This window comes from Pseudomonas sp. B7, from assembly GCF_016735645.1.
Lineage (GTDB): Bacteria > Pseudomonadota > Gammaproteobacteria > Pseudomonadales > Pseudomonadaceae > Aquipseudomonas > Aquipseudomonas glycinae.
Genome location: NZ_JAERRE010000010.1, coordinates 245,238 through 266,667 on the forward strand (window position 1 = coordinate 245,238; position 21,430 = coordinate 266,667).

Below are 21,430 nucleotides of genomic sequence, written 5' to 3' on the forward strand. Positions count from 1 at the left end.
TAACGGTTGCCATCGCCGGGGCCCTCGGCAACACTCTCGTCCCGATCAAGGAAGGAGTGGCCCGTGAGCCCTGTCGATATATTCCGCATGTTGTCGCTGGCCGCCATCTGGGGCGCGAGCTTCCTGTTCATGCGCATCATCGCTCCGGCGATCGGTACGATTCCGACCGGTTTCTTCCGCGTTTCGATTGCCGCTGTCGGCCTGCTGGTGATCCTCGGGCTGATGCGCATCAGCTGGGATTTCAAAGGCAAGCTCAAGACCGTGATGCTGCTGGGCGTGATCAACTCCGGCGTGCCGGCGACGCTGTACTCCGTCGCCGCCCAGGTGCTGCCCGCCGGTTATTCGGCGATCTTCAATGCCACCACACCATTGATGGGTGTGTTGATCGGCGGTTTGTTTTTCAGTGAAAAACTCACGCTGGCCAAACTCGCCGGGGTGTTCCTCGGCCTGCTCGGGGTGGGCGTGCTGACTCGCGCCGGCCCGGTCGCCTTCGATCTGCAGCTGCTGATGGGTGCGGTTGCCTGTCTGCTCGCAACCACCTGCTACGGCTTCGCCGGGTTCCTCGCCCGACGCTGGCTGGATCAGGCCGGCGGGCTCGACAGCCGTCTGTCGGCGCTGGGCAGCATGCTCGGAGCAACCCTGTTTCTGTTGCCGCTGTTCGGTTACAGCGTCATCACTGCGCCGCCGGTGAGCTGGGGCGGCTGGAGTGTCTGGTTGTCGCTGCTGGGCCTAGGGCTGGGCTGCACCGCGTTTGCCTACATCATTTACTTCCGCCTGCTGAGCTCCATCGGGCCGGTGAAGTCGATGACCGTGACCTTTATGATTCCGCCGTTCGGCGTGTTGTGGGGGGCGCTGTTTCTCGATGAGCCGCTGTCGATGGCCCACGTGTATGGCGGGGTGTTGATCGCCATTGCGCTGTGGCTGGTGTTGAAACCGGCGGCGGTGAAACCGGCAGAAATCGCCACTCGCTGATTTGCAGATGCACGAAGGCCCGGGAGTTTCCTCCCGGGCCTTTTCATGCGCGGCGGTTACGCCGATTTACGGAACACGAACACCAGACCGACGATGATCAACAGCATCCCCAGCACGCTCAACGCCGCCAGGCGATTGCCGAAGATCAGGTAGTCCATCACCGCCGTCACGGCCGGCACCAGATAGAACAGACTGGTGACATTTACCAGATTGCCCCGCGCGATCAGTCGATACAGCAGCAACGTCGCCAGCACGGAAACCACCAGCCCCATCCACAACACCGGCACGATGAAACCGGCGCTGTGCTCGAAGTTAAACGGCTGGAACGGCACGAAAATCCCGCACAGCAGCAGACCGGCCAGATACTGCACCGGCAGCGTGCCGAGGGGATTGTCGGTGATGCGTTTCTGCATGATCGAGCCGAAGGTCATGCTCGCCAGCGCCAGCAGCCCGAACAGCATCCCCGCCAGCGACATCCCGGCCAGACCGATGCCCTGGTAAACCACCATGATCAGACCGGCCAATCCCAACGCCAGACCAAACATCCGGCTCGCCGAGCGCTGCCGCTCCATGATCACCACCGTGAGGATCGGCTGCACGCCCATGATGGTCGCCATCACTCCGGGCGTGACTTTCAGATCCAGCGCCAGCAGATAGAAGATCTGATAAGCCCCCAACAGCACCACGCCGGTGGCCATCGCATACAGCATCGGCTTGCCGCCCTTGGGCAGTTTCAGCTTGAGCAACGGCACCAGCAGCACCAGCCCGCACAGGGCAATGACAAAACGGATCAGCAAAAAGGCAAAGGGCGAAGCGTGGGCCAGCCCCCACTTGGAGAAGATCGCCCCGCTGCTCCACAGTAGAACGAACAGGCTCGTGGACGCCGCCGCGAGCGCGGACTTTTTCGAAAGGACAAACATGAATACCACCTGTAGTCAGGCAAATAGCCAACTCAGCCGAAGCTGAAATTCAGTAGGTTTTTTTTCAGGCGGGCACAGGGGTCAGCAGGAAACGCTGATCAGCCCGAAACACCAACGCCCGGCGGTGATACGACTGCGCACACCGGCGTGCTACTGACAGGTGGAGGGTAATGACTGATCTGCACAGGCTGCTGATTCCCGCACGGCACGACGCCAGCGTTGACCGCTGAATCGACTACCGCGTTGATGAGGGATGCAGGCATCTGGGCTGATCTTTTTTGAAGGGTTGAAAGGTGAGTCGTGGGACTCACGAGCGCCGACTATAACCAGCCCGCGACATGGATTGCAATGAATTGGACAAAGGGCCAGTAGCGACAGGCAGGAGGCAGGCGCATAGGCTCGTTTGCAATTGCAACGACCATTGATGGGGGACATGGAATGCGCGAGATCATATGCCAAGGGAACGTAATCATCTGCGGTATCAGTTGTACAAATCGCAAGCCAGGAAGTACGCGGGCATCACCTTCGCAAAGCTGCAGGAAGACCTGAAGCAAAAAGGGATCGTAGATGTCGATCACTCCAGAGTTCGTTTCGAAGCTATCGACGCTTTGGCACTGAATGCCTATGAACAATGGCTGGACCCTTATTTCTCCTGGCAGGAAGTTGTCAGGTGGAAGGCCAGAGAACCACTGGGATTCGATTTAGCAATCTGGTTTGATCATGAGCTATGCGGACTTTGCTTTGCGAATCCGAACCAGAGCCGATTGAGAGTAAAAATCGTGCGCCTGGAAGGAAAGCCGGGAAACGATCACCCGCTCAAGAGCCGAATCGCAACATTTGCATTGACCGCCGTGACGCACTTCGCGCGAATCGTAGGCAGCAAGCAAATCGAAATTCAGGAGCCTGTTCCCGGAGTAATACCGCTTTATCGGCAACTGGGGTTTGAGTTGGACTCGGAAGGTCGTCTTGTGAAGCCCATTGACTAAGTCTAGTATCGGATCACTGTTCATTAAATGATCAACGCCGGAGACGCCATGAAAGCTGTTGCTGAGAACAAAGCGCCAGGCGCCAAATTGACCAGGGCCAAAGGAAAGCGCTCTGCTGGAGAATTATCTGAAAAGGAGTTACTCCGAATCAGAGAGGCATTGGCTAATCCAGCAGCGGAGGAGCCGGGAGGTGTTCTCGCCGGCGCATCCTTTACCTTCCCCGCATAAAAAACCGCTCAAAAGAGCGGTTTTTTATGCTTTTAAATCCAGCCTCAACCAAATAGCCAATACCCCAGCAACGTCAACACCACCACCGCCAGCACCGGCCGCATTACGCGGTAGGCCTTCGGATTGCGGCGTTTCCACTGTTTGACCGCACCACTGAACTTGTCGCTGAAGTTCTTGCTCCACGCATAAGCCTGGTTGATCCCGCCAACACGTTCGTCGTCGAGGTTCTGCGGTGCCGTGGCACGGCCCAGCCAGGCGCTGATGAAGCGGTTGATGCGGGTCATCAGGCGGTTGCTCAACGGCCGCTCGATGTCGCAGAACAGGATGACGCGGGTTTGTTCGGTTTCGTTTTTAACCCAGTGCACGTAGGTCTCGTCGAACATCACGTCTTCACCGTCGCGCCAGGCGTAGACCTGACCGTCGACAAAAATCCGGCAGTCGTCGGAGTTCGGCGTCGAAAGGCCCAGGTGATAACGTAGGGAACCGGCGAACGGATCGCGGTGCGGGTTCAAATGACTGCCACCCGGCAACAGCGCGAACATCGCGCCTTTGACGTTGGGAATGGCACTGACCAACGCCACGGTTTTCGGGCACAGAGTTTCGGCCGAAGGCAGCGGTTTGTCGTACCACTTGAGGTAGAAACGCTTCCAGCCTTTCTTGAAGAACGAGCCGAAACCGGCGTCGTTGTTTTTCTCGGCGGCGCGAATATAACCCTCGTCGAACAGGTGCATGGCTTCGTCACGAATGGTTTCCCAGTTATCGCGCAGAACGTCCAGTTCCGGAAACTTGCTGCGATCCAGATACGGCTTGGACGGCACGCCCGAGAACAGGTACATCAAGGCGTTATACGGGGCGAACAGCGCCGAGTGGTTGACGAACTGCCGCAGCACCGGCAAACGCGCCTTGCCGCGCAAATGCACGTAGAGGATGCTGCCCACAAACAGCAGCAACACCGACACCTTGGCGGCTAACGAAAAGGTCATCAACAACTCCTTGAAATAAGACAACGCCACGCCATGTCATTTGCCCGAGATGGCGGCCGGCCATGATAAACACTACCGGCTCCGGGAAAAACCCGCCCGACTCAAGATTCAGTGTTAAGAATTGCGCAACAAAGCACTTATTAACATAACGATCCTGAACCCTGGCTGACCTGAATCAACACGCCACTTACTGCTGGTTCTCCTGATCGGTGAACAGATCACTGAACAGCATGCTCGACAGATAACGCTCACCGGAGTCGGGCAGCACCACCACAATGGTCTTGCCCTGCATTTCCGGCGTCTCCGCCAGACGCACCGCCACCGACATGGCCGCACCGCAGGAAATACCGCACAGGATCCCTTCCTCCTGCATCAGGCGCAGGGCCATGGCTTTGGACTCGTCATCCGTCACCAACTCGACCCGGTCAACCATCGACAGATCAAGGTTCTTCGGCACGAACCCGGCACCGATGCCCTGAATCTTGTGCGGGCTCGGCTTGATTTCTTGACCTGCCAGCGCCTGGGTAATCACCGGCGAAGACACCGGTTCCACCGCCACCGACAGAATCGGTTTGCCTGCCGTATTCTTGATATACCGCGACACGCCGGTGATGGTTCCGCCGGTCCCGACGCCCGCCACCAGCACATCGATGGCGCCATCGGTGTCATTCCAGATTTCCGGGCCGGTGGTCTTTTCATGAATGGCTGGGTTGGCCGGATTATCGAACTGGGCCGGCATGAAGTATTTGCCCGCGTCACTGGCTACGATTTCGTTGGCCTTTTCGATAGCGCCTTTCATGCCTTTGGCTGGTTCGGTCAGCACCAGCTCGGCACCCAGCGCCTTGAGCACCTTGCGCCGCTCGATGCTCATCGAGGCCGGCATGGTCAGCAGCAATTTGTAACCGCGAGCGGCCGCCACGAAGGCCAGACCGATGCCGGTGTTGCCGGAGGTCGGCTCGACGATGGTCATGCCCGGCTTGAGTTTGCCGCTGCTTTCGGCGTCCCAGATCATGTTGGCGCCAATCCGGCACTTGACCGAGTAGCCCGGGTTGCGACCCTCGATCTTGGCCAGAATGGTCACGCCACGGGGCGCAATGCGGTTGATCTGCACCAGCGGCGTGTTGCCGATGGAATGGGCGTTGTCAGCAAAAATACGGCTCATGGCTGGGTCCTTGTGCAGCGTTGAATTCAGCTCTCCAAGGTAAGCCTGTTGCCTTTTTCAGTCCAGTTCGGTCGAACGTCTGCGGCAGGCGGCAGTCAACCGCCTTATACCGTTCGGGATCTATTGCCATGAAGCGTCGCTACCGCTGGCCATTGTGGACTATTGCCACTGCCGTTGTTCTGCTGATCGCCCTGCACATCGCCCTGCCCTATCTGGTGCACGACTATCTGAATGACAAACTGGCCAACATGGGCGATTACCGCGGCCAGATCACCGACGTGGACCTAGCGCTCTGGCGCGGGGCCTACAAGATCAATGGCCTGAAAATCGTCAAGGCCGACGGCAAGGTGCCGGTGCCATTCGTCGATGCGCCGGCTATCGACCTGTCTGTCAGTTGGCACTCGCTTTGGTACGACCATGCTGTTGTGGCACAGGTGAAATTCTTTAAACCTCAGGTGAACTTCGTCGATGGTGGTGCCAACAAGCAGAACTCCCAGACCGGTCAGGGCACCGACTGGCGTGAGCAACTGGGCAAACTGTTGCCTATCACGCTCGACGAAGTGCAGATCAGCGATGGGCGGATCAGCTTTCGCAACTTCAACTCCAAACCACCGGTAAACATGAATGCAACCAACGTCGACGCCAGCATTTACAACCTGACCAACGTGGTCGACAAGGAGGGCAAACGCGACGCTCGCTTCGAAGGCAAGGCTCTGCTGCTGGGGCATGCCCCGCTGGAAACCACAGCCACCTTCGACCCCTTGAGCAATTTCGAAGACTTCGAATTTCGCCTGCGGGCCCGCGACATTGAACTCAAGCGCATGAACGACTTCGCCTCGACCTACGGCAAATTCGACTTCAACGCCGGCCGCGGCGACGTGGTCATCGAAGCCGCCGCCAACAAGGGCCAGCTCAAGGGCTACATCAAACCGCTGCTGCGCGACGTCGACGTCTTCAACTGGCACCAGGATGTCGAGAACAAGAACAAGGGGATCTTCCGCTCGATCTGGGAAGCGCTGGTCGGGGGCACCGAAACCGTGCTGAAAAACCAGGGCAAAAACCAGTTTGCCACCCGGGTCGAACTCAGCGGCAGCGTGCACCAGCAAGATATCAACGCGTTCGAAGCGTTTTTGCAGATTTTGCGCAATGGGTTCATCCAGGCCTTCAATGCCCGGTATGAACGGCCGAAGCCGGATGCGGGCTAAGTTTTTCGGTTGACGATGTAGTGCCCGGTATCCTCTGCCGCGATCAGTGCAGGCTTCTCCTGCAACGAATCCCAACCCAGACAGGCCAGGGCCAATGATCGCGGCACCGCTTCCCGACCATTACTGTAGCGACTGATGCTGCGGGCGCTGACACCCAACGCTTCGGCCGCCTCATTCAACGGTAGACCGGTGCGAGCGCGCCAATCCATGAAAATCCGTGTGTTTTCGTCGGGCGCATTTTGCGCGAGCGCGTCCCGGTACAAGGTATCGGCACCAATCTGGATATCCGGCTCCAGCCACTCCACGCTCCAGCCGTCGTCACCCAACTCAGCGCTTGCGAACACTTCAGCGTCCAGTAGCGGAGCGAGCCCAGGATAGGTTTGCAGATCGCGGCTCAAATCCAGGTTCAGCCGTTGGCCATCAATAAAGGTCAGCGACAGGCAAGCATCGCCAGCAGCCTGCACTGCGGCCAATCGTGGCCGCTTCATGGGTAACATCGTTTCCAGTCCTCCAGCAATTGCGTCTGATGGGCCGAAACCCACGCCAACGCTTCCTTGATGATCAGTGGCGGTGCCTTGCCCATCATGACCTCGACGGTTTCCAGGCTAAGCATCACATCCATTCCACCACCGGTCAGGTGAACATGGGGTGGCGGGTGATCCTTCTCGCGCAACTGAATGCGGTATTTTTCGCGAAATCGGTATTTGGTAGTCATGCCCGAAGGCTATCGCCAAATCGGCGATACCTGAAATACTGGCCTCGTGCCGAAACTGAGTCAACATGTGACGCCCCATTCAGAGACTGAATAAGCCGTCTGCGTTCACAGTCGACCGGGCCGCGCGTTATAGTCGGGCATCCGATTATTTCGCCCCCGCCCTGCCCGTTCAGGTCGGCGTTACCGTTCGAGGATTAGCAGATGAAGTTCGAAGGCACCCAGGCCTACGTCGCCACCGATGACCTGAAGCTGGCGGTCAACGCCGCCATCACTCTGGAGCGGCCGCTGCTGGTCAAGGGCGAACCGGGCACCGGCAAGACCATGCTCGCCGAGCAACTGGCCGAATCGTTCGGCGCCAAGCTGATCACCTGGCACATCAAGTCCACCACCAAGGCCCATCAAGGCCTGTACGAGTACGATGCGGTCAGCCGTCTGCGCGACTCGCAACTGGGCAATGAAAAAGTCCACGACGTGCGCAACTACCTGAAGAAGGGCAAGCTCTGGGAAGCGTTCGAGTCCGAAGAGCGGGTCATTCTGCTGATCGACGAAATCGACAAGGCCGACATCGAGTTTCCCAACGACCTGCTGCAAGAACTCGACAAGATGGAGTTCTACGTTTACGAGATCGACGAGACCATCAAGGCCAAAAAGCGTCCGATCATCATCATTACTTCCAACAACGAGAAAGAGCTGCCGGACGCCTTCCTGCGCCGCTGCTTCTTCCACTACATCGCCTTCCCCGACCGCACCACCCTGCAGAAGATCGTCGATGTTCACTACCCGGACATCAAGAAAGACCTGGTCAGCGAAGCGCTGGACGTGTTCTTCGACGTGCGCAAGGTGCCGGGCCTGAAGAAGAAGCCTTCGACCTCCGAACTGGTGGACTGGCTGAAACTGCTGATGGCCGACAACATCGGCGAAGCAGTGCTGCGCGAACGCGATCCGACCAAAGCCATCCCGCCGCTGGCCGGTGCACTGGTGAAGAACGAACAGGACGTGCAACTGCTTGAGCGCCTGGCGTTCATGAGCCGTCGCGGCACCCGCTAAGAGGCTGACGCCATGTTGCTCAACCTGTTCAATGAAATGCGTGCAGCCAAGGTACCGGTGTCGGTGCGCGAGCTGCTCGACCTGATCAACGCGCTGAAACAGCGCGTGACCTTCGCCGACATGGACGAGTTCTACTACTTGTCCCGGGCGATTCTGGTGAAGGACGAACGGCATTTCGACAAGTTCGACCGTGCGTTCGGCGCCTACTTCAACGGCCTGGAAAAACTCGACGACCACTTGCAGGCGCTGATCCCCGAAGACTGGCTGCGCAAGGAATTCGAGCGCTCGCTGACCGACGAGGAACGCGCGCAGATCCAGTCCCTCGGCGGCCTGGACAAGCTGATCGAGGAGTTCAAGAAACGCCTGGAAGAACAGAAGGAACGCCACGCCGGCGGCAACAAATGGATCGGCACCGGCGGCACCAGCCCGTTCGGCTCCGGCGGTTTCAACCCGGAAGGCATTCGGGTCGGCGATGCCGGCAAACGCCAGGGCAAAGCGGTGAAAGTCTGGGATCAGCGCGAGTACAAAAACCTCGACGACTCCGTGGAACTGGGCACCCGCAACATCAAGGTCGCCCTGCGCCGCCTGCGCAAATTCGCGCGTCAGGGCGCGGCGGAAGAGCTGGACATCGACGGCACCATCGACCATACCGCCAAGGACGCCGGACTGCTGAACATCCAGATGCGCCCGGAACGGCGCAACACGGTGAAGCTGTTGCTGCTGTTCGACATCGGCGGCTCGATGGACGCCCACGTGAAGATCTGCGAGGAACTGTTCTCGGCCTGCAAGACCGAGTTCAAGCATCTGGAGTACTTCTATTTCCACAACTTCATTTATGAGTCGGTGTGGAAGAACAACATGCGCCGCACCTCCGAGCGCACCTCGACCCAGGACCTGCTGCACAAGTACGGCGCCGACTACAAAGTGATCTTCATCGGTGACGCCGCCATGGCGCCTTATGAAATCACCCAGGCCGGTGGCAGCGTCGAGCACTGGAACGAAGAGCCGGGTTACGTGTGGATGCAGCGCTTCATGGAGAAGTACAAGAAGCTCATCTGGATCAATCCGTACCCGAAAGATACGTGGGGCTACACCTCGTCGACCAACATCGTGCGGGATTTGATCGAGGATCAGATGTATCCGCTGACGTTGCGCGGGCTGGAAGAAGGGATGCGGTTTCTGTCCAAGTAATCCGCAACGGCTCCCCCGCCAGCGGCGGGGGAACAATCAAAAGCGCTTCAGATATTCGATGTGTTCCCGGTGTGCCACTTCCTGCACCACCGGGCGCAACCTGACCTTCGACCCCGGCAGATACTGTGCCAGGCGGGCCAACGCCAACGGTGTCAACGCTCCCAATCGCGGATAGCCGCCAATGGTCTGCCGATCATTGAGCAACACGATCGGCTGCCCGTCCGGCGGCACCTGCACCGCCCCCAGCGGAATGCCCTCGGAAATCATCGGTTTACCCTGATATTGCAACGCCGTGCCCAACAGACGAATACCCATGCGATCGGCACGACTGTCCAGCGTCCAGGCACTGTTGAATGCATCGAACAGGCTCTGCCCGCTGAACTGACCGATCTGCGCGCCGAGCACCAGATCGAGCGGTGCGTCAAGGCGCAGATCCGGTCGATGCTCCGCCGGCACCTCGCGCACCAGCAAGGTTTCGCCCTGATAACTCAGCGAAGCGCCCTTGGCCAGCGGCAGGCCAAAACCATCGAGCCCGCCGAGTTCTTCGCGCACTACCGTGGCACTGCTGCCCAACACTGGCGGCGCGCTGAAACCGCCAGGCGCAGCCAGATAGGCCCGAGCCCCCAGCAACGGCTGGGTGAACGTCAAGGTCTGCCCTTTACGCAGTTTGAAACTGCGCCACGGCGCTAACGCCTCACCGTCGATCTGCGCGCCAAGATCGGCACCCGCCAATGCCAGCAAGCAATCTTCTTCAGCCACCACCGTGAACCCGCCGAGGGTAATTTCGATCACCGGCAAGTCCAGGCCATTGCCCAGCAGCCAGTTGGCCCAGGCCATCGACCGCCAGTCCGCCGCGCCACCCTGGGTCACGCCCAGATGCCGTACGCCAAACCGGCCGGCATCCTGCAACAGGCACAGCGGCGTACTCGCTTCAATCGTCAGTCGGCTCATGCTAGCGCCTCCAGAGGCGTGTCGTCACCGCCGAGGCGGATGAATTCGGCATGGCTTACCGCTTCGAAACGTACGGTATCGCCGGGTTGCATGAGGCTGTAGCCATCGCGTTCACGGTCGAACAACTTTGCCGGCGTGCGACCGATCAGGTTCCAGCCACCGGGGGACACCACCGGATACGCCGCTGTCTGACGCTCGGCGATGCCGACACTGCCGGCGGCGACTTTCTTGCGTGGGGTATTCAGACGCGGCGCCGCGAGGACTTCTTCCACCAGGCCCATGAAGGCAAACCCCGGTGCGAATCCGAGCGCGAACACCTGATATTCACGGGCACTGTGGCGGCGGATCACCTCCTCTACTGCCAAGCCGCTGCGTTGAGACAGCAAACTCAATTCCGGTCCGACGCTCAGGTCGTACCACACCGGCAGCACATGGCACTGGCCGCCGATACGCGCATTCGGCGACAGGTCGATCAGCGCTTCGGCGATCAACTCCCGCGCCTGATTCGGGCTCAACGCGGTCAGATCGTAATGCACCATCAACGTGGTGTACGACGACACCAAATCGATCAGATGTTCGCCGAACACCGCGCGCAACCGCTCGCTGGCGGCGAGCATCCACGGCATGTTGGCTTCGGCGATTTCATCGAACAAGCGCAGCATCAGGCAATCCAGCGCCACCACTTCCACCCGCGGATTCATGGCGCGCTCTGCTCGTTCAAGGCCTGACGAATGCGCTGCACGGCCGCCACTGAGCTGGCGTTGTCACCGTGCACGCACAAAGTGTTGGCTTGCAGGTGCAGCGCGCTGCCGTCGCTGGCGGTGAGGTTGTCGCCACGGGCGATGGTCAGCGCTTGCCCGATGATGGTTTCGCAATCGTGGTGCACCGCGCCCGGCAGTTGTCGCGAGACCAGTCGGCCGGCGCTGTCGTAGGCGCGGTCGGCGAAGGCTTCGAACCACAGCGTCACGCCGTATTCGTCGCCGAGTTGCTGGGCTGCCGTGTTGTCGCGGGTGGCCATCAGCATCAACGGCAAGCTGCGATCGTAAGCCACGACGGCCTGAATCACCGCGCGCAACTGCGCCGGGTTCGCCATCATGTCGTTGTACATCGCGCCGTGGGGTTTGACGTAACTGACTTTGCCACCCTGGGCACGGCAAATGCCGTCGAGAGCGCCGATCTGGTAATGCAGGATGTCCTGCAGTTCCTGGGCCGTGTAGGCCATGGAACGTCGGCCGAACCCCACCAGATCCTGATAGGCCGGATGCGCGCCGATCTTCACGCCGTGGCTCAACGCCAGGCTGACGGTCTTGCGCATGATGCTCGGGTCGCCGGCGTGGAAACCGCAGGCAATGTTGGCGCAGTCGATGAAGGGCATGACTTCCGCGTCCAGACCCATGGTCCAGCTGCCGAAGCTCTCGCCGATGTCACAGTTCAATAGCAGGCGGCTCATGGTGAACACTCCTGTAGCTTTTGTCTTTTTTTATCGTAGGGCGTTGTCGCAGGTTATCAGTTACTGCGCGTCCAGTTGCTTGCCACGGGTTTCCGGCAGGCTCAACGCCGCGAGGATCACCACTCCGTAGGACACCGCCGCAAAGGCACCGATGCCTACGCTCAGTGGCACCTTCTGACTGAGCAGGCCGATCAGCAGCGGGAACAAAGCCGCCAGCGCCCGACCGATGTTGTAGCAGAAGCCCTGCCCCGAGCCACGAATCCGGGTTGGAAACAACTCGGTGAGAAACGCGCCCATCCCACTGAAAATCCCCGAGGCGAAAAAGCCCAGCGGGAAACCCAGCCACAGCATCACGCCGTTGCTGACCGGCAATTGGGTGTAGAGCAGAACGATGGTGAACGAGCCGACGGCGAACAGGATGAAGTTCTTCTTGCGGCCCAACAGGTCAGTCAAATAGGCGCTGATCACATAACCGGCGTAGGAACCGATGATCACCATCGCCAGATAACCGCCGGTGCCGAGTACGCTCAAACCGCGTTCGTTTTTCAGAAAAGTCGGCAGCCAGGAGGTAATCGCGTAATAACCGCCGAGGGCGCCGGTGGTCAGCAGCGAGGCACGAATCGTGGTGAAGAGCATGCCGGGGGCGAAAATCTCGTAGAACTTCGAAGGGCTTTCCGGGGTTTGTCTGGCCTTGGCTTCGCGGTAGATCTCCGGATCTTTCACCAGACGGCGGACGAAAATCACGAACACCGCCGGCACGATGCCAAGGATGAACAGTGCGCGCCAGGCGTCTTCCGGTGGCAGCACCGAAAACAGCAGCGCATACAGAATCGCCGTCAGGCCCCAACCCAAGGCCCAGCCGGATTGCACCATGCCCACCGCCTTGCCGCGGTCCTTGGCCCGGATCACTTCACCGATCAGCACCGCACCGGCGGTCCATTCACCGCCGAAACCGAAGCCCATCAAGGTGCGGGCAATCAACAGCTGTTCGTAGTTCTGGGCAAAGCCGCAAAGGAAAGTGAAGAAGGCAAACCACAGCACCGTCAGTTGCAGGGTGCGCACGCGGCCGATGCGGTCGGAGAGAATTCCCGCCACCCAACCGCCGATGGCCGAAGCGATCAGGGTGCTGGTGTGGATCAGGCCGGCTTCGCCGGTGGTGATGCCCCACATTGCGATCAGGGTCGGCACCACGAAGCTGAGCATCTGGGTGTCCATGCCGTCCAGACCGTAGCCGATCTTGCAGCTCCAGAAGGTCCGGCGCTCCTGCTGATTGATGTTGCGATACCAGTCGAACGGGCCGGGACGGGCCGCAGTCTTGGGGAGGTCGAGGGTGTCGGGCGCACTCATGGCATGTCTCCGCAGGCTTTTATTGGTCTTGTTCGAAGCTCCGACGACGCCTATCGTGGGAACCGGATGCGTCGATTCTTGGGTGCGTCACCCGGTCGCGTCCAACGAATAAAAACCCGCCCAAGACATAAGAAAAATTTGTTGCCATGAACCTGAAGTTTCTCGAAACCTTCGTCTGGGTCGCCCGGCTGAAAAGTTTTCGCCTGACCGCCGACAAGCTGTTCACCACTCAGGCCTCGATCTCGAGCCGGATCGCGGTGCTCGAAGGCGAGCTCGGGGTGAAGCTGTTCCTGCGTGATTCACGCGGCGTCAGCCTGACGCCCGAAGGTTTGAAAGTGCTGGACTATGCCGAGCAGATGCTCGACACGATGCAGGCGCTGAAGCAGTCGATCGAAACCCGTTCGAGCAAGGTCGGCCGGGTGCGCATCGGGGTGATGGACACAGTGATCCACACTTGGCTCAGCCCGCTGGTGGCGCAGATGACCGATCTGTACCCACGGGTGGAAATCGAGCTGGTGGCGGATACCTCGCTGAACCTCTGCGATCAGCTGCAAAAAGGCTTTCTCGATCTGATCCTGCAAACCGATCTGGTGCGCCAGGAAAGCGTGCGCAGCCTGGAACTGGCCAGCCACCCCATCGGCTGGATCGTCGCCAGCAACTCGATCTACAACCGCGATTACCAAAGCCTCGCCGACCTGGCCCAGGAACGGATCATCACCTACTCGAAAAACTCCCGGCCGCACCAGGACATCCTGGCGTTGATGCAGGCCCAAGGTGTGTTGGCGCCACGGTTGAACTGTGTGAATTCGGTGTCGGCGATTACCCGGCTGTTACGCGACGGGTTCGGCATTGGCGCGTTGCCGCCGGTGCTGGTGGCCGAGGAGCTGGCGCGGGGCGAACTGACCCTGCTCGACATCGAACAGCGTCCGCCGAACCTGCAGGTGGTGGTGTCGTGGCGGGTCGGTGTGGAATGGGTCGAGGAGATTGTGACGCTGTGTCAGCAGGTGCTGGAGGAATATGCGCGCAAGGTGGGCAAGGATTACATCGCTTTAAGTTGATCGTTCCCACTGCGTGGGAACGATGCATCGAAGCTTAGAGCCCGCGCACATCCCGGTCTTCGATCGGCCGGCTCTGGCGCAGGCGCTTGCCGCCCAGCACCACCCAGTCGATCAGACGGAACAGGCACTCCAGGCCGAACGACAGCAGCAGCGCGCCGCTCATGCCCCAGATCATCGCCTCAGGCGTCAGCAGGATCTGGTAGCTGTAGCCATTCCAGGTTTCCTTGCGGATGTCCGGGTCGGCGGCCAGCACCACCTGCAGGAAGCGGATGTACCACGGGCCCTGCATCGCCTGGAATTGCTTGTCCAGCGCCAGCTGACGGTTGAGCAAAGTGCTCAAGCTGTCGGCATCGCTGCGAAACACCGGATCTTCGCTGGCACGGTAATGGGCGACCAGCGCCTGGATATCCCCTTTGAAGAACTGCTCGGCGGTGCCCTGGAAGCCGCGCAGACTGGTCTGCGCCTCGATCAGGTGCGCTTCGACCCGCTTGGCGTAATCGTTGATGAAGCCCGGCACCTGGACACCGATCAACAGGCCCGCCGCAAACAACACCAGCCGTAGATAACTGAGCAACATGGGGGTGCAATCCTTATTCGGTCGTGCCTTGGCTTACGCATTCGCCGCGTCGCCACAGGCTCCATTGGCCCGGTTCGTAGCGGGTCCAGGTTTCGTTTTCGGTCAAGGGTTCAGTGGCAATCACCGTCACCACGTCGTTGGGCGTGGTTTCGGCCTGGAAATCGACGATCACATCGACGTCCTTGAGCCGCGCCGGGCCAAACGGTGCACGACGGGTGATCTGCGCCAGTTTGGTCGAGCAATAGCAGAACAGCCAGTCGCCGTCGCTCAGCAGGCAGTTGAACACGCCCTTGCTGCGATATTCGGCGCAGGCCGCGACCAGATCCGGCAGCAGCACTTCTATATCGACCGGTTCCGGAAACGCTGCACGTACGCGGTTGAGCAAATCGCAGAACGCCGATTCGCTGTCGGTATCGCCGACCGGGCGGTAAAAACTCTTGATCGGGGTGAAATCGGCGAGCTGGCCGTTGTGCGCGAAGCACCAGTTGCGCCCCCACAGTTCGCGGACGAACGGGTGGGTGTTGGACAGGCAGACCTTGCCGACGTTGGCCTGACGGATATGACCGATGACCACTTCGCTCTTGATCGGATAACGCTGCACCAGATTGGCGACTTCCGACTCGCTGCTGGCCGCCGGGTCCTGGAACAGGCGCAAGCCGCGCCCTTCGTAGAAGGCAATGCCCCAGCCGTCGCGGTGTGGCCCGGTGCGACCGCCGCGCTGCATCAACCCGGTGAAGCTGAACACGATGTCGGTCGGCACGTTGGCACTCATGCCCAGTAATTCACACATGTGCGGACTCTCGTGATTACAGGCGCGGCTCGACCCGCATGCGCTGCGGATTGCTCGGTACCGGCGGGCGACCGTAGCGGTCATCGCCAGCGCCGCCGAACGGTTGATCGGCGTCACGCTCGTCTTCGGCACGGGCGGCTGCGCGAGCCGCTTCGGCCTGTTCCTTGCGAGCGTTCGAAGCGCGCTCGATCGGGAAACGGATCAGCACGAAAATCAGGTACAGGCCGAACGCGATCATGGCATACATGAGCAGTTCGGAAATGGCGCGCCAGGCGTTGTTGCCAACCTTGAACGCTAGATCCAGCGCGGTGATGGCGATAGCCGGGGCGAATTTTTCCTTCACCGGATCAATGATGGTCGGGCTGAACAGCAGCACCACCATCAATACACGCAGCGGCTCGCGCAGCCAGCGCCACATCCAGCGGGTCATGCGCATCCACACCAGCAGGCAGCCCACGGCGGCAAAGGCGTAAAGGCCCCAGGCGATCAGATAGTCGTTCTCGGTCATGGTGTCCATGGCAAGGCAGGCAAATAGGCGCTTATAGTAACGACTTTTCGCACGTCAGGCTTCCCCGCCGTCCGTGCGGCCCTTATTTGTCATGTCCGAGAGCTTTCCATGCCCGTATCCGCCAACGTCATCAGCGCCCCGATTGCCCACAAGGCCGCCGGTCACGACCCGTACGCCTGGCTGCAGGAACGCGACACCGACGCGGTGCTCGACTACCTCAAGGCTGAAAACGACTATCAGCAGGCGCAGACCGCCGATCAGGCCGAACTGCGTGAAACCCTGTTCGAAGAGATCAAGGGCCGGATCCTCGAAACCGACCTGTCGCTGCCATCGCCATGGGGCCCGTACCTGTATTACACCCGCACCACAGCGGGTGACGAATACGCCCGCCACTACCGCTGCCCGCGTCCGGCCGACGACAGCCTGACCCTCGACGAAAGCCGCGAACAATTGCTGCTCGACCCGAACGCCCTGGCCAATGGCGGCTTTTTCTCCCTGGGCGCGTTCAGCATCAGCCCGGATCACCAGCGTCTGGCCTACAGCGTCGATGCCTCGGGGGACGAGATTTACACGCTGTTCGTGAAGGAATTGTCCAGCGAGCGCGTCAGCGAACTGGAATTCCAGGACTGCGACGGCAGCATGACCTGGGCCAACGACAGCCTCACGCTGTTCTTCGGCGTGCTCGACGACACCCACCGCCCGCACAAACTGTTCCGCTACCGCCTGGACGGCACCGCCGCCGAAGAGGTGTTCCACGAGCCGGACGGGCGTTTCTTCCTGCATTGCTACCGCGCCAGCTCCGAGCAGCAATTGCTGTTGTCCCTGGGCAGCAAGACCACCAGCGAAGTCTGGGCGCTGGATGCCAATCAGCCGCAGCAGCCATTCACTTGCCTGGCGCCACGGGTCGAGGATCACGAGTACGACGTCGATCACGGCAAGCTCGATGGCGAATGGACCTGGTTCATCCGCACCAACCGCGACGGCATCAACTTCGCCCTGTATCAGGCGCCGGACACCGGCATCGCACCCAGCGAAGCCGACTGGCAGAACCTGATCCCGCATAGCGATTCGGTGATGCTCGATGGCGTGACCCTCAACGCCGAAGCCCTGACCCTGAGCCTGCGCGAAGGTGGTCTGCCGATCATCGAAGTTCGCCCACACGGTCTGGCGCCTTATCGCGTGCAACTACCGGACGCGGCCTACAGCCTCTACGTGCAAAACAGCCTGGAATTCGAAAGTGACCGCATTCGCCTGCGCTATGAAGCGCTGAATCGTCCGGCTCAGGTTCGGCAACTGATCCTCGCCACCGGCGAGCAGACTGTGCTCAAGGAAACCCCGGTGCTCGGCCCGTTCGACGCCGACGCCTACGTCAGCCAGCGCCTGTGGGCGACCGCGCCGGACGGCACCCAGGTGCCGATCAGTCTGGTGATGAAACGGGAAATGGTCGGCAAAGCGGTGCCGCTGTACCTGTACGGTTACGGCGCCTACGGCTCAAGCCTCGACCCGTGGTTCTCCCACGCCCGCCTGAGTCTGCTGGATCGCGGCATGGCGTTCGCCATCGCCCACGTGCGCGGCGGCGGTGAACTGGGCGAAGCCTGGTACCGCGCCGGCAAGCAGGAGCACAAGCACAACACGTTCAGCGACTTCATTGCCTGCGCCGAATTCCTGATCCTCAACGGCATCACCACCGCGCCACAGCTGGCGATCAGTGGCGGCAGCGCTGGTGGTTTGCTGATCGGTGCGGTGCTCAACCAGCGTCCGGATCTGTTTGGTGTGGCGATTGCCGAAGTGCCGTTCGTCGACGTGCTCAACACCATGCTCGACCCGGACCTGCCGCTGACCGTCACTGAATACGACGAGTGGGGCAATCCCGAAGAGCCGGAGGTCTACGAGCGGATCAAAGCCTACGCGCCGTACGAAAACGTCACCGCGCAGGCCTATCCCGCAACGTTGGTGATCGCCGGCTACAACGACAGCCGCGTGCAGTATTGGGAAGCGGCCAAGTGGGTGGCGAAATTGCGCGCGACCAAGACCGATGACAATCCGCTGCTGCTCAAGACTGAACTGGGCGCCGGCCACGGTGGCATGAGCGGGCGTTATCAGGGATTACGTGACGTAGCGCTCGAATATGCATTTGTTTTCAAGGTTCTGGGCATTGTCTGAGGAACTCCGCCGGTCAGTCAGGTCTTAATTCCGGGCACCGGGAGCCGATAAGCAGATCGGCCCCCGGTGGCGAGCCTGCCACCCGACACAACAAAAAGATTGCATGCCATGTCAGAACCAACCCTACTGAACAACGAAATTCGCGACTGGCTGATGGACTGCGGCCTGTTCGATCAATTGCAGCTGGCGGATTTTGCCGCCGCTTCGGGCTACTTCAGCATCAGTACCGTGGCTGAAGGCGAAGCGATCTTTCGCGAAGGCGATGCCGGCAGTTTCATGTGCATCATCCACACCGGCCAGGTGGCCGTGCAGAAAACCGGCGGCGACGGTCAGGTCGTGACCATGGCCACCCTGCGCAGCGGCCGGGCGTTCGGCGAAATGGCCGTACTCGACGGCGAACGCCGCTCGGCGACCTGCGTGGCGGCGAGCAACTGTCAGTTGCTCAACCTCGGCAAGGATTCGCTGGAAAAAATGCTCAACGACGCGCCGAAGATCGCCGCCAAGATCATCCGCGCCCTCGCCGTCTCCCTCTCCAAACGCCTGCGCATGGCCGACGGCCAGCTCGCCGCCCAGCAGATCTAGCCTCCCGGGGATTTGGGTTTGCTGTCGTTCTGTTCCAGGCCCGGCAATGGCTGATCCTTGGTCGGCGGGCTGGGCATTTCGATCGGCACCAGCGGCGGGCCGCCACTGCCGGGGCCGGCCTTGGGAATCGGCACCGGGCTGATCTGCGGATACGGGGTTGGCGTCGCCGTACCGGGCGAACCCGGTTGCGGTGTCGGACTGACGGGAATCGTCTGTTGCGCCTGTACGGCAGTTATCGAGAGCGCGGCCAGGGTAATGACCGTTAGAATGGTGCGCTTCATCAAGGGCTCCGTTGGCCTGAAGTCTGCCTTCAGGCTACTCCCAACGCGCCGGCTTGCCTTCCCCCCTGTAGAGATTTCCATGAAACGTTTCGTTCTGCTCGACACCACGCCGATCCCTGACAACGGCGGCGCCCTGTGCCTGTTCGAGTATGGCGAGGATTTCGTCATCAAGATCCAGGGCGGCGACGGCGGCCAATTGATGAACACCCGCATGCACGGCTCCGAAGACGCGCTGGCAGAGATCCCGTGCCGCAAGGTCGCCGGCCGGCCGAATTCGCGGGTACTGATCGGCGGTCTGGGCATGGGCTTCACCCTCGCCTCGGCGCTCAAGCATCTGGGCAAGAGTGCTGAAGTAGTGGTCGCCGAACTGGTGCCCGGGGTGGTCGAGTGGAACCGTGGCCCGCTCGGTGAAAAGTCCGGACGTCCGTTGCTCGACCCGCGCACGGTGATCCGTCAGGAAGACGTGGCCAAGGTGCTGCAAAGCGAGCCGAACGGCTTCGACGCGATCATGCTCGACGTCGACAACGGCCCCGAAGGCCTGACCCAGAAGGCCAACAGTTGGCTGTATTCCACCGCCGGTCTTGCCGCGTGCGCCAAGGCCATGCGGCCCAAAGGCGTGCTCGCGGTGTGGTCGGCCAGCGCCGACCGGCAGTTTTCCGACAAATTGAAGAAGGCCGGTTTCAAGGCCGAGGAAGTCCAGGTCTTCGCCCACGGCAACAAGGGCACGCGCCACACGATCTGGATTGCCGAGAAGCTCAAGGGCTGAGCTAAACTTGCCCCATAACCGTCATTAGTCTTCTGAAAAGGTGAACCCATGAGTTCGTCCACCCCGACCAACACTTCGAAGCTGGATCGCATCCTCGCCGACAACCAGCGCGACAAGGAAATGGGCTACCGCGACAAGGCCCTGAAGATGTACCCGCACGTGTGCGGCCGATGCGCCCGTGAGTTTTCCGGCAAGCGCCTGAGCGAGCTGACCGTGCACCACCGCGACCACAACCACGACAACAACCCGCAGGACGGTTCCAACTGGGAACTGCTGTGTCTGTACTGCCACGACAACGAACACTCGCGCTACACCGACCAGCAGTACTTCGGCGAAGGCTCGCTGAGCACGCCGAAAATCGCCAAGGCTACGCACAACCCGTTTGCTGCCCTGGCCGGGCTGATGAAAAAAGAAGACTGAGCCACCACTCCGATCGTTCCCACGCTCCGCGTGGGAATGCAGCCCGGGACGCTCCGCGTCCCAAAGCGGACGCAGAGCGTCCATTGAGGCATTCCCACGCAGAGCGTGGGAACGATCAGCACCGCAGATCCTGAATCTGCCCGCCCTCCCCCAATCCCCGTATAATCGCCCTCTTTTTCCCGAAGGCACCCCGCTCGTGGCAGACAAACGGTACAGCTGCATTGGTTTGTATAACCCCAAATCACCGGAAAACGTCGGTTCGGTGATGCGCGCCGCAGGCTGCTACGGCGTGTCGACCGTGTTCTATACCGGCAAGCGCTATGAACGCGCCGCCGACTTCGTCACCGACACCAAGCGCGTGCACTACGACATCCCGCTGATCGGCATCGACGACCTGAAAAAGATCCTGCCGCTCAATTGCGTCCCGGTCGCCGTGGAACTGGTCGATGGCGCCCGCCCGCTGCCGGAATACACCCACCCGGATCGCGCCCTGTACATCTTCGGCCCCGAAGACGGCTCGCTGGATCAGGAGATCCGCGACTGGTGCGAAGACGTCGTGTACATCCCGACCACCGGCTGCATGAACCTCGCCGCCACGGTCAACGTTGTGCTCTACGACCGCATGGCCAAAGGCCTGAATACCCGCTCCGGACCGAAATTCCGCTGAAACGCCGCACATCCGATGGAACGAGCTGACCGCCTGCGCAGTCAGCTTGTTTATCCATTACTCATTGCCTGGAGAAAGATCATGACCGAGCTCAAACGCGTCGAGCGTATCGAATCCACCCCGTTCCAGAGCCGTCCTGAGCAGAACGTCGAAGGCTGGGAGCGCATCGGCTCGCTGGCCGGCGGCGTGATCATGGTCGGCAAGGGCCTGCGCCGTGGCGGGGTATTCGGGCTGATTCAGGTGGCGATTGGCGGCGTGGCCATGGCCCGCGGCATTACCGGTCACAGTTCGGTGAAAAGCCTGCTGGAGAAAAGCCGTCAGGACATGAACAACGTGCGGGCGAAGATCGAGCGGGCCGGTGAAGAACTGAGCAAGCTCAAGGCCAATGCCGAGGCGGCGACCAACACTGCCACCGTGACCGGCAATGACTCGGTGAAATCGCCGAAAGCCGGGGGCTGACC

26 protein-coding genes are annotated in these 21,430 nt (G+C 60.7%); 13 read left to right on the forward strand and 13 right to left on the reverse strand.

Annotated features, from left to right (window positions below):
• Positions 1-63: 63 nt before the first annotated feature.
• A complete protein-coding gene (locus JKA62_RS22540) occupies positions 64-972 on the forward strand; it encodes a DMT family transporter (protein WP_011332947.1) in 909 nt (302 codons plus the stop codon).
• A 56-nt stretch (positions 973-1,028) separates the two neighbouring features.
• Here JKA62_RS22540 and JKA62_RS22545 read toward each other — a convergent pair whose 3' ends face one another.
• Positions 1,029-1,892: a DMT family transporter gene (locus tag JKA62_RS22545; protein WP_201819554.1), complete on the reverse strand. Its 864-nt coding sequence runs from the start codon at positions 1,890-1,892 to the stop codon at positions 1,029-1,031.
• 452 nt (positions 1,893-2,344) lie between these two features.
• Here JKA62_RS22545 and JKA62_RS22550 point away from each other — a divergent pair, with 452 nt between their 5' ends.
• Both JKA62_RS22550 and JKA62_RS22555 read left to right on the forward strand, forming a co-directional pair.
• Complete coding sequence (locus JKA62_RS22550) at positions 2,345-2,878, forward strand: hypothetical protein (protein WP_011332945.1); 534 nt, start codon at positions 2,345-2,347, stop codon at positions 2,876-2,878.
• A gap of 48 nt (positions 2,879-2,926) precedes the next feature.
• Positions 2,927-3,106, forward strand: coding sequence for a hypothetical protein (locus JKA62_RS22555; RefSeq protein ID WP_146615304.1), 180 nt, complete (start codon positions 2,927-2,929; stop codon positions 3,104-3,106).
• A 44-nt stretch (positions 3,107-3,150) separates the two neighbouring features.
• Here the strand turns inward: JKA62_RS22555 and JKA62_RS22560 are convergent, their stop codons facing one another.
• A complete protein-coding gene (locus JKA62_RS22560; protein ID WP_011332944.1) occupies positions 3,151-4,089 on the reverse strand; it encodes an aspartyl/asparaginyl beta-hydroxylase domain-containing protein in 939 nt (312 codons plus the stop codon).
• A 187-nt stretch (positions 4,090-4,276) separates the two neighbouring features.
• Positions 4,277-5,251 carry a cysteine synthase A gene (gene cysK / locus JKA62_RS22565; RefSeq protein ID WP_011332943.1) on the reverse strand — a complete coding sequence of 325 codons (975 nt, stop codon included), beginning with the start codon at positions 5,249-5,251 and terminating at the stop codon, positions 4,277-4,279.
• Between the two features lie 128 nt (positions 5,252-5,379).
• Here cysK and JKA62_RS22570 point away from each other — a divergent pair, with 128 nt between their 5' ends.
• Positions 5,380-6,456 carry a DUF748 domain-containing protein gene (locus JKA62_RS22570; RefSeq protein ID WP_201819555.1) on the forward strand — a complete coding sequence of 359 codons (1,077 nt, stop codon included), beginning with the start codon at positions 5,380-5,382 and terminating at the stop codon, positions 6,454-6,456.
• Here JKA62_RS22570 and JKA62_RS22575 read toward each other — a convergent pair.
• Together JKA62_RS22575 and JKA62_RS22580 are read right to left on the reverse strand one after the other, a co-directional pair.
• Positions 6,453-6,953 (reverse strand): helix-turn-helix domain-containing protein, encoded by a 501-nt coding sequence (locus tag JKA62_RS22575; protein ID WP_041475170.1) that lies wholly within the window; start codon positions 6,951-6,953, stop codon positions 6,453-6,455. The genes JKA62_RS22570 and JKA62_RS22575 overlap by 4 nt on opposite strands.
• Positions 6,941-7,171: a DUF4160 domain-containing protein gene (locus tag JKA62_RS22580; RefSeq protein ID WP_201819556.1), complete on the reverse strand. Its 231-nt coding sequence runs from the start codon at positions 7,169-7,171 to the stop codon at positions 6,941-6,943. Before JKA62_RS22580 ends, JKA62_RS22575 begins: the two co-directional genes overlap by 13 nt.
• 201 nt (positions 7,172-7,372) lie before the next feature.
• Here JKA62_RS22580 and JKA62_RS22585 point away from each other — a divergent pair, with 201 nt between their 5' ends.
• Positions 7,373-8,218: an AAA family ATPase gene (locus JKA62_RS22585; RefSeq protein ID WP_007911294.1), complete on the forward strand. Its 846-nt coding sequence runs from the start codon at positions 7,373-7,375 to the stop codon at positions 8,216-8,218.
• A gap of 12 nt (positions 8,219-8,230) precedes the next feature.
• Positions 8,231-9,409 (forward strand): vWA domain-containing protein, encoded by a 1,179-nt coding sequence (locus JKA62_RS22590; RefSeq protein WP_007956512.1) that lies wholly within the window; start codon positions 8,231-8,233, stop codon positions 9,407-9,409.
• Positions 9,410-9,445: 36 nt separating this feature from the next.
• On the opposite strand, the gene JKA62_RS22595 is transcribed toward JKA62_RS22590, so the two are convergent.
• Genes JKA62_RS22595 through JKA62_RS22610 form a run of 4 tightly spaced genes read right to left on the reverse strand, consistent with a single transcriptional unit; the run spans position 9,446 to position 13,157 of the window.
• Complete coding sequence (locus JKA62_RS22595) at positions 9,446-10,360, reverse strand: biotin-dependent carboxyltransferase family protein (protein ID WP_201819557.1); 915 nt, start codon at positions 10,358-10,360, stop codon at positions 9,446-9,448.
• The gene (locus tag JKA62_RS22600; protein WP_201819558.1) at positions 10,357-11,061 is read right to left on the reverse strand and encodes a 5-oxoprolinase subunit B family protein; all 705 of its coding nucleotides are present in this window, start codon (positions 11,059-11,061) and stop codon (positions 10,357-10,359) included. The genes JKA62_RS22595 and JKA62_RS22600 overlap by 4 nt, the downstream gene beginning before the upstream one ends.
• Positions 11,058-11,810, reverse strand: coding sequence for a 5-oxoprolinase subunit PxpA (locus tag JKA62_RS22605; protein WP_011332937.1), 753 nt, complete (start codon positions 11,808-11,810; stop codon positions 11,058-11,060). The genes JKA62_RS22600 and JKA62_RS22605 overlap by 4 nt, the downstream gene beginning before the upstream one ends.
• Positions 11,811-11,870: 60 nt before the next feature.
• Complete coding sequence (locus JKA62_RS22610) at positions 11,871-13,157, reverse strand: MFS transporter (protein WP_102685983.1); 1,287 nt, start codon at positions 13,155-13,157, stop codon at positions 11,871-11,873.
• A gap of 146 nt (positions 13,158-13,303) precedes the next feature.
• Here JKA62_RS22610 and JKA62_RS22615 point away from each other — a divergent pair, with 146 nt between their 5' ends.
• Positions 13,304-14,215, forward strand: a complete 912-nt coding sequence (locus JKA62_RS22615; RefSeq protein WP_201819560.1) for a LysR family transcriptional regulator — start codon at positions 13,304-13,306, stop codon at positions 14,213-14,215.
• 34 nt (positions 14,216-14,249) lie between these two features.
• On the opposite strand, the gene JKA62_RS22620 is transcribed toward JKA62_RS22615, so the two are convergent.
• Genes JKA62_RS22620 through JKA62_RS22630 form a run of 3 tightly spaced genes read right to left on the reverse strand, consistent with a single transcriptional unit; the run spans position 14,250 to position 16,099 of the window.
• Positions 14,250-14,792, reverse strand: a complete 543-nt coding sequence (locus JKA62_RS22620) for a DUF2937 family protein (RefSeq protein WP_201819563.1) — start codon at positions 14,790-14,792, stop codon at positions 14,250-14,252.
• A 13-nt stretch (positions 14,793-14,805) separates the two neighbouring features.
• Complete coding sequence (locus JKA62_RS22625; protein WP_201819566.1) at positions 14,806-15,582, reverse strand: class II glutamine amidotransferase; 777 nt, start codon at positions 15,580-15,582, stop codon at positions 14,806-14,808.
• A gap of 16 nt (positions 15,583-15,598) precedes the next feature.
• Complete coding sequence (locus JKA62_RS22630; RefSeq protein ID WP_011332932.1) at positions 15,599-16,099, reverse strand: hypothetical protein; 501 nt, start codon at positions 16,097-16,099, stop codon at positions 15,599-15,601.
• A 99-nt stretch (positions 16,100-16,198) separates the two neighbouring features.
• Here JKA62_RS22630 and JKA62_RS22635 point away from each other — a divergent pair, with 99 nt between their 5' ends.
• The gene (locus tag JKA62_RS22635; RefSeq protein WP_011332931.1) at positions 16,199-18,253 is read left to right on the forward strand and encodes a S9 family peptidase; all 2,055 of its coding nucleotides are present in this window, start codon (positions 16,199-16,201) and stop codon (positions 18,251-18,253) included.
• A gap of 108 nt (positions 18,254-18,361) precedes the next feature.
• On the forward strand, positions 18,362-18,835 hold the full coding sequence (locus JKA62_RS22640) for a cyclic nucleotide-binding domain-containing protein (RefSeq protein WP_007956482.1): 474 nt from the start codon (positions 18,362-18,364) through the stop codon (positions 18,833-18,835).
• On the opposite strand, the gene JKA62_RS22645 is transcribed toward JKA62_RS22640, so the two are convergent.
• Positions 18,832-19,116, reverse strand: a complete 285-nt coding sequence (locus JKA62_RS22645; RefSeq protein ID WP_039772629.1) for a hypothetical protein — start codon at positions 19,114-19,116, stop codon at positions 18,832-18,834. The two genes, JKA62_RS22640 and JKA62_RS22645, sit on opposite strands and share 4 nt — an antisense overlap.
• Positions 19,117-19,195: 79 nt before the next feature.
• On the opposite strand from JKA62_RS22645, the gene JKA62_RS22650 reads away from it, so the two are divergent.
• From JKA62_RS22650 to JKA62_RS22665, 4 genes are all read left to right on the forward strand, one after another.
• Complete coding sequence (locus JKA62_RS22650) at positions 19,196-19,882, forward strand: spermidine synthase (RefSeq protein WP_201819569.1); 687 nt, start codon at positions 19,196-19,198, stop codon at positions 19,880-19,882.
• Between the two features lie 48 nt (positions 19,883-19,930).
• Positions 19,931-20,302 (forward strand): YajD family HNH nuclease, encoded by a 372-nt coding sequence (locus JKA62_RS22655; RefSeq protein ID WP_007944009.1) that lies wholly within the window; start codon positions 19,931-19,933, stop codon positions 20,300-20,302.
• Positions 20,303-20,498: 196 nt separating this feature from the next.
• Positions 20,499-20,969, forward strand: a complete 471-nt coding sequence (locus JKA62_RS22660) for an RNA methyltransferase (protein ID WP_007958066.1) — start codon at positions 20,499-20,501, stop codon at positions 20,967-20,969.
• Between the two features lie 81 nt (positions 20,970-21,050).
• Positions 21,051-21,428 carry a YgaP family membrane protein gene (locus tag JKA62_RS22665; protein ID WP_011332928.1) on the forward strand — a complete coding sequence of 126 codons (378 nt, stop codon included), beginning with the start codon at positions 21,051-21,053 and terminating at the stop codon, positions 21,426-21,428.
• Positions 21,429-21,430: the final 2 nt, after the last annotated feature.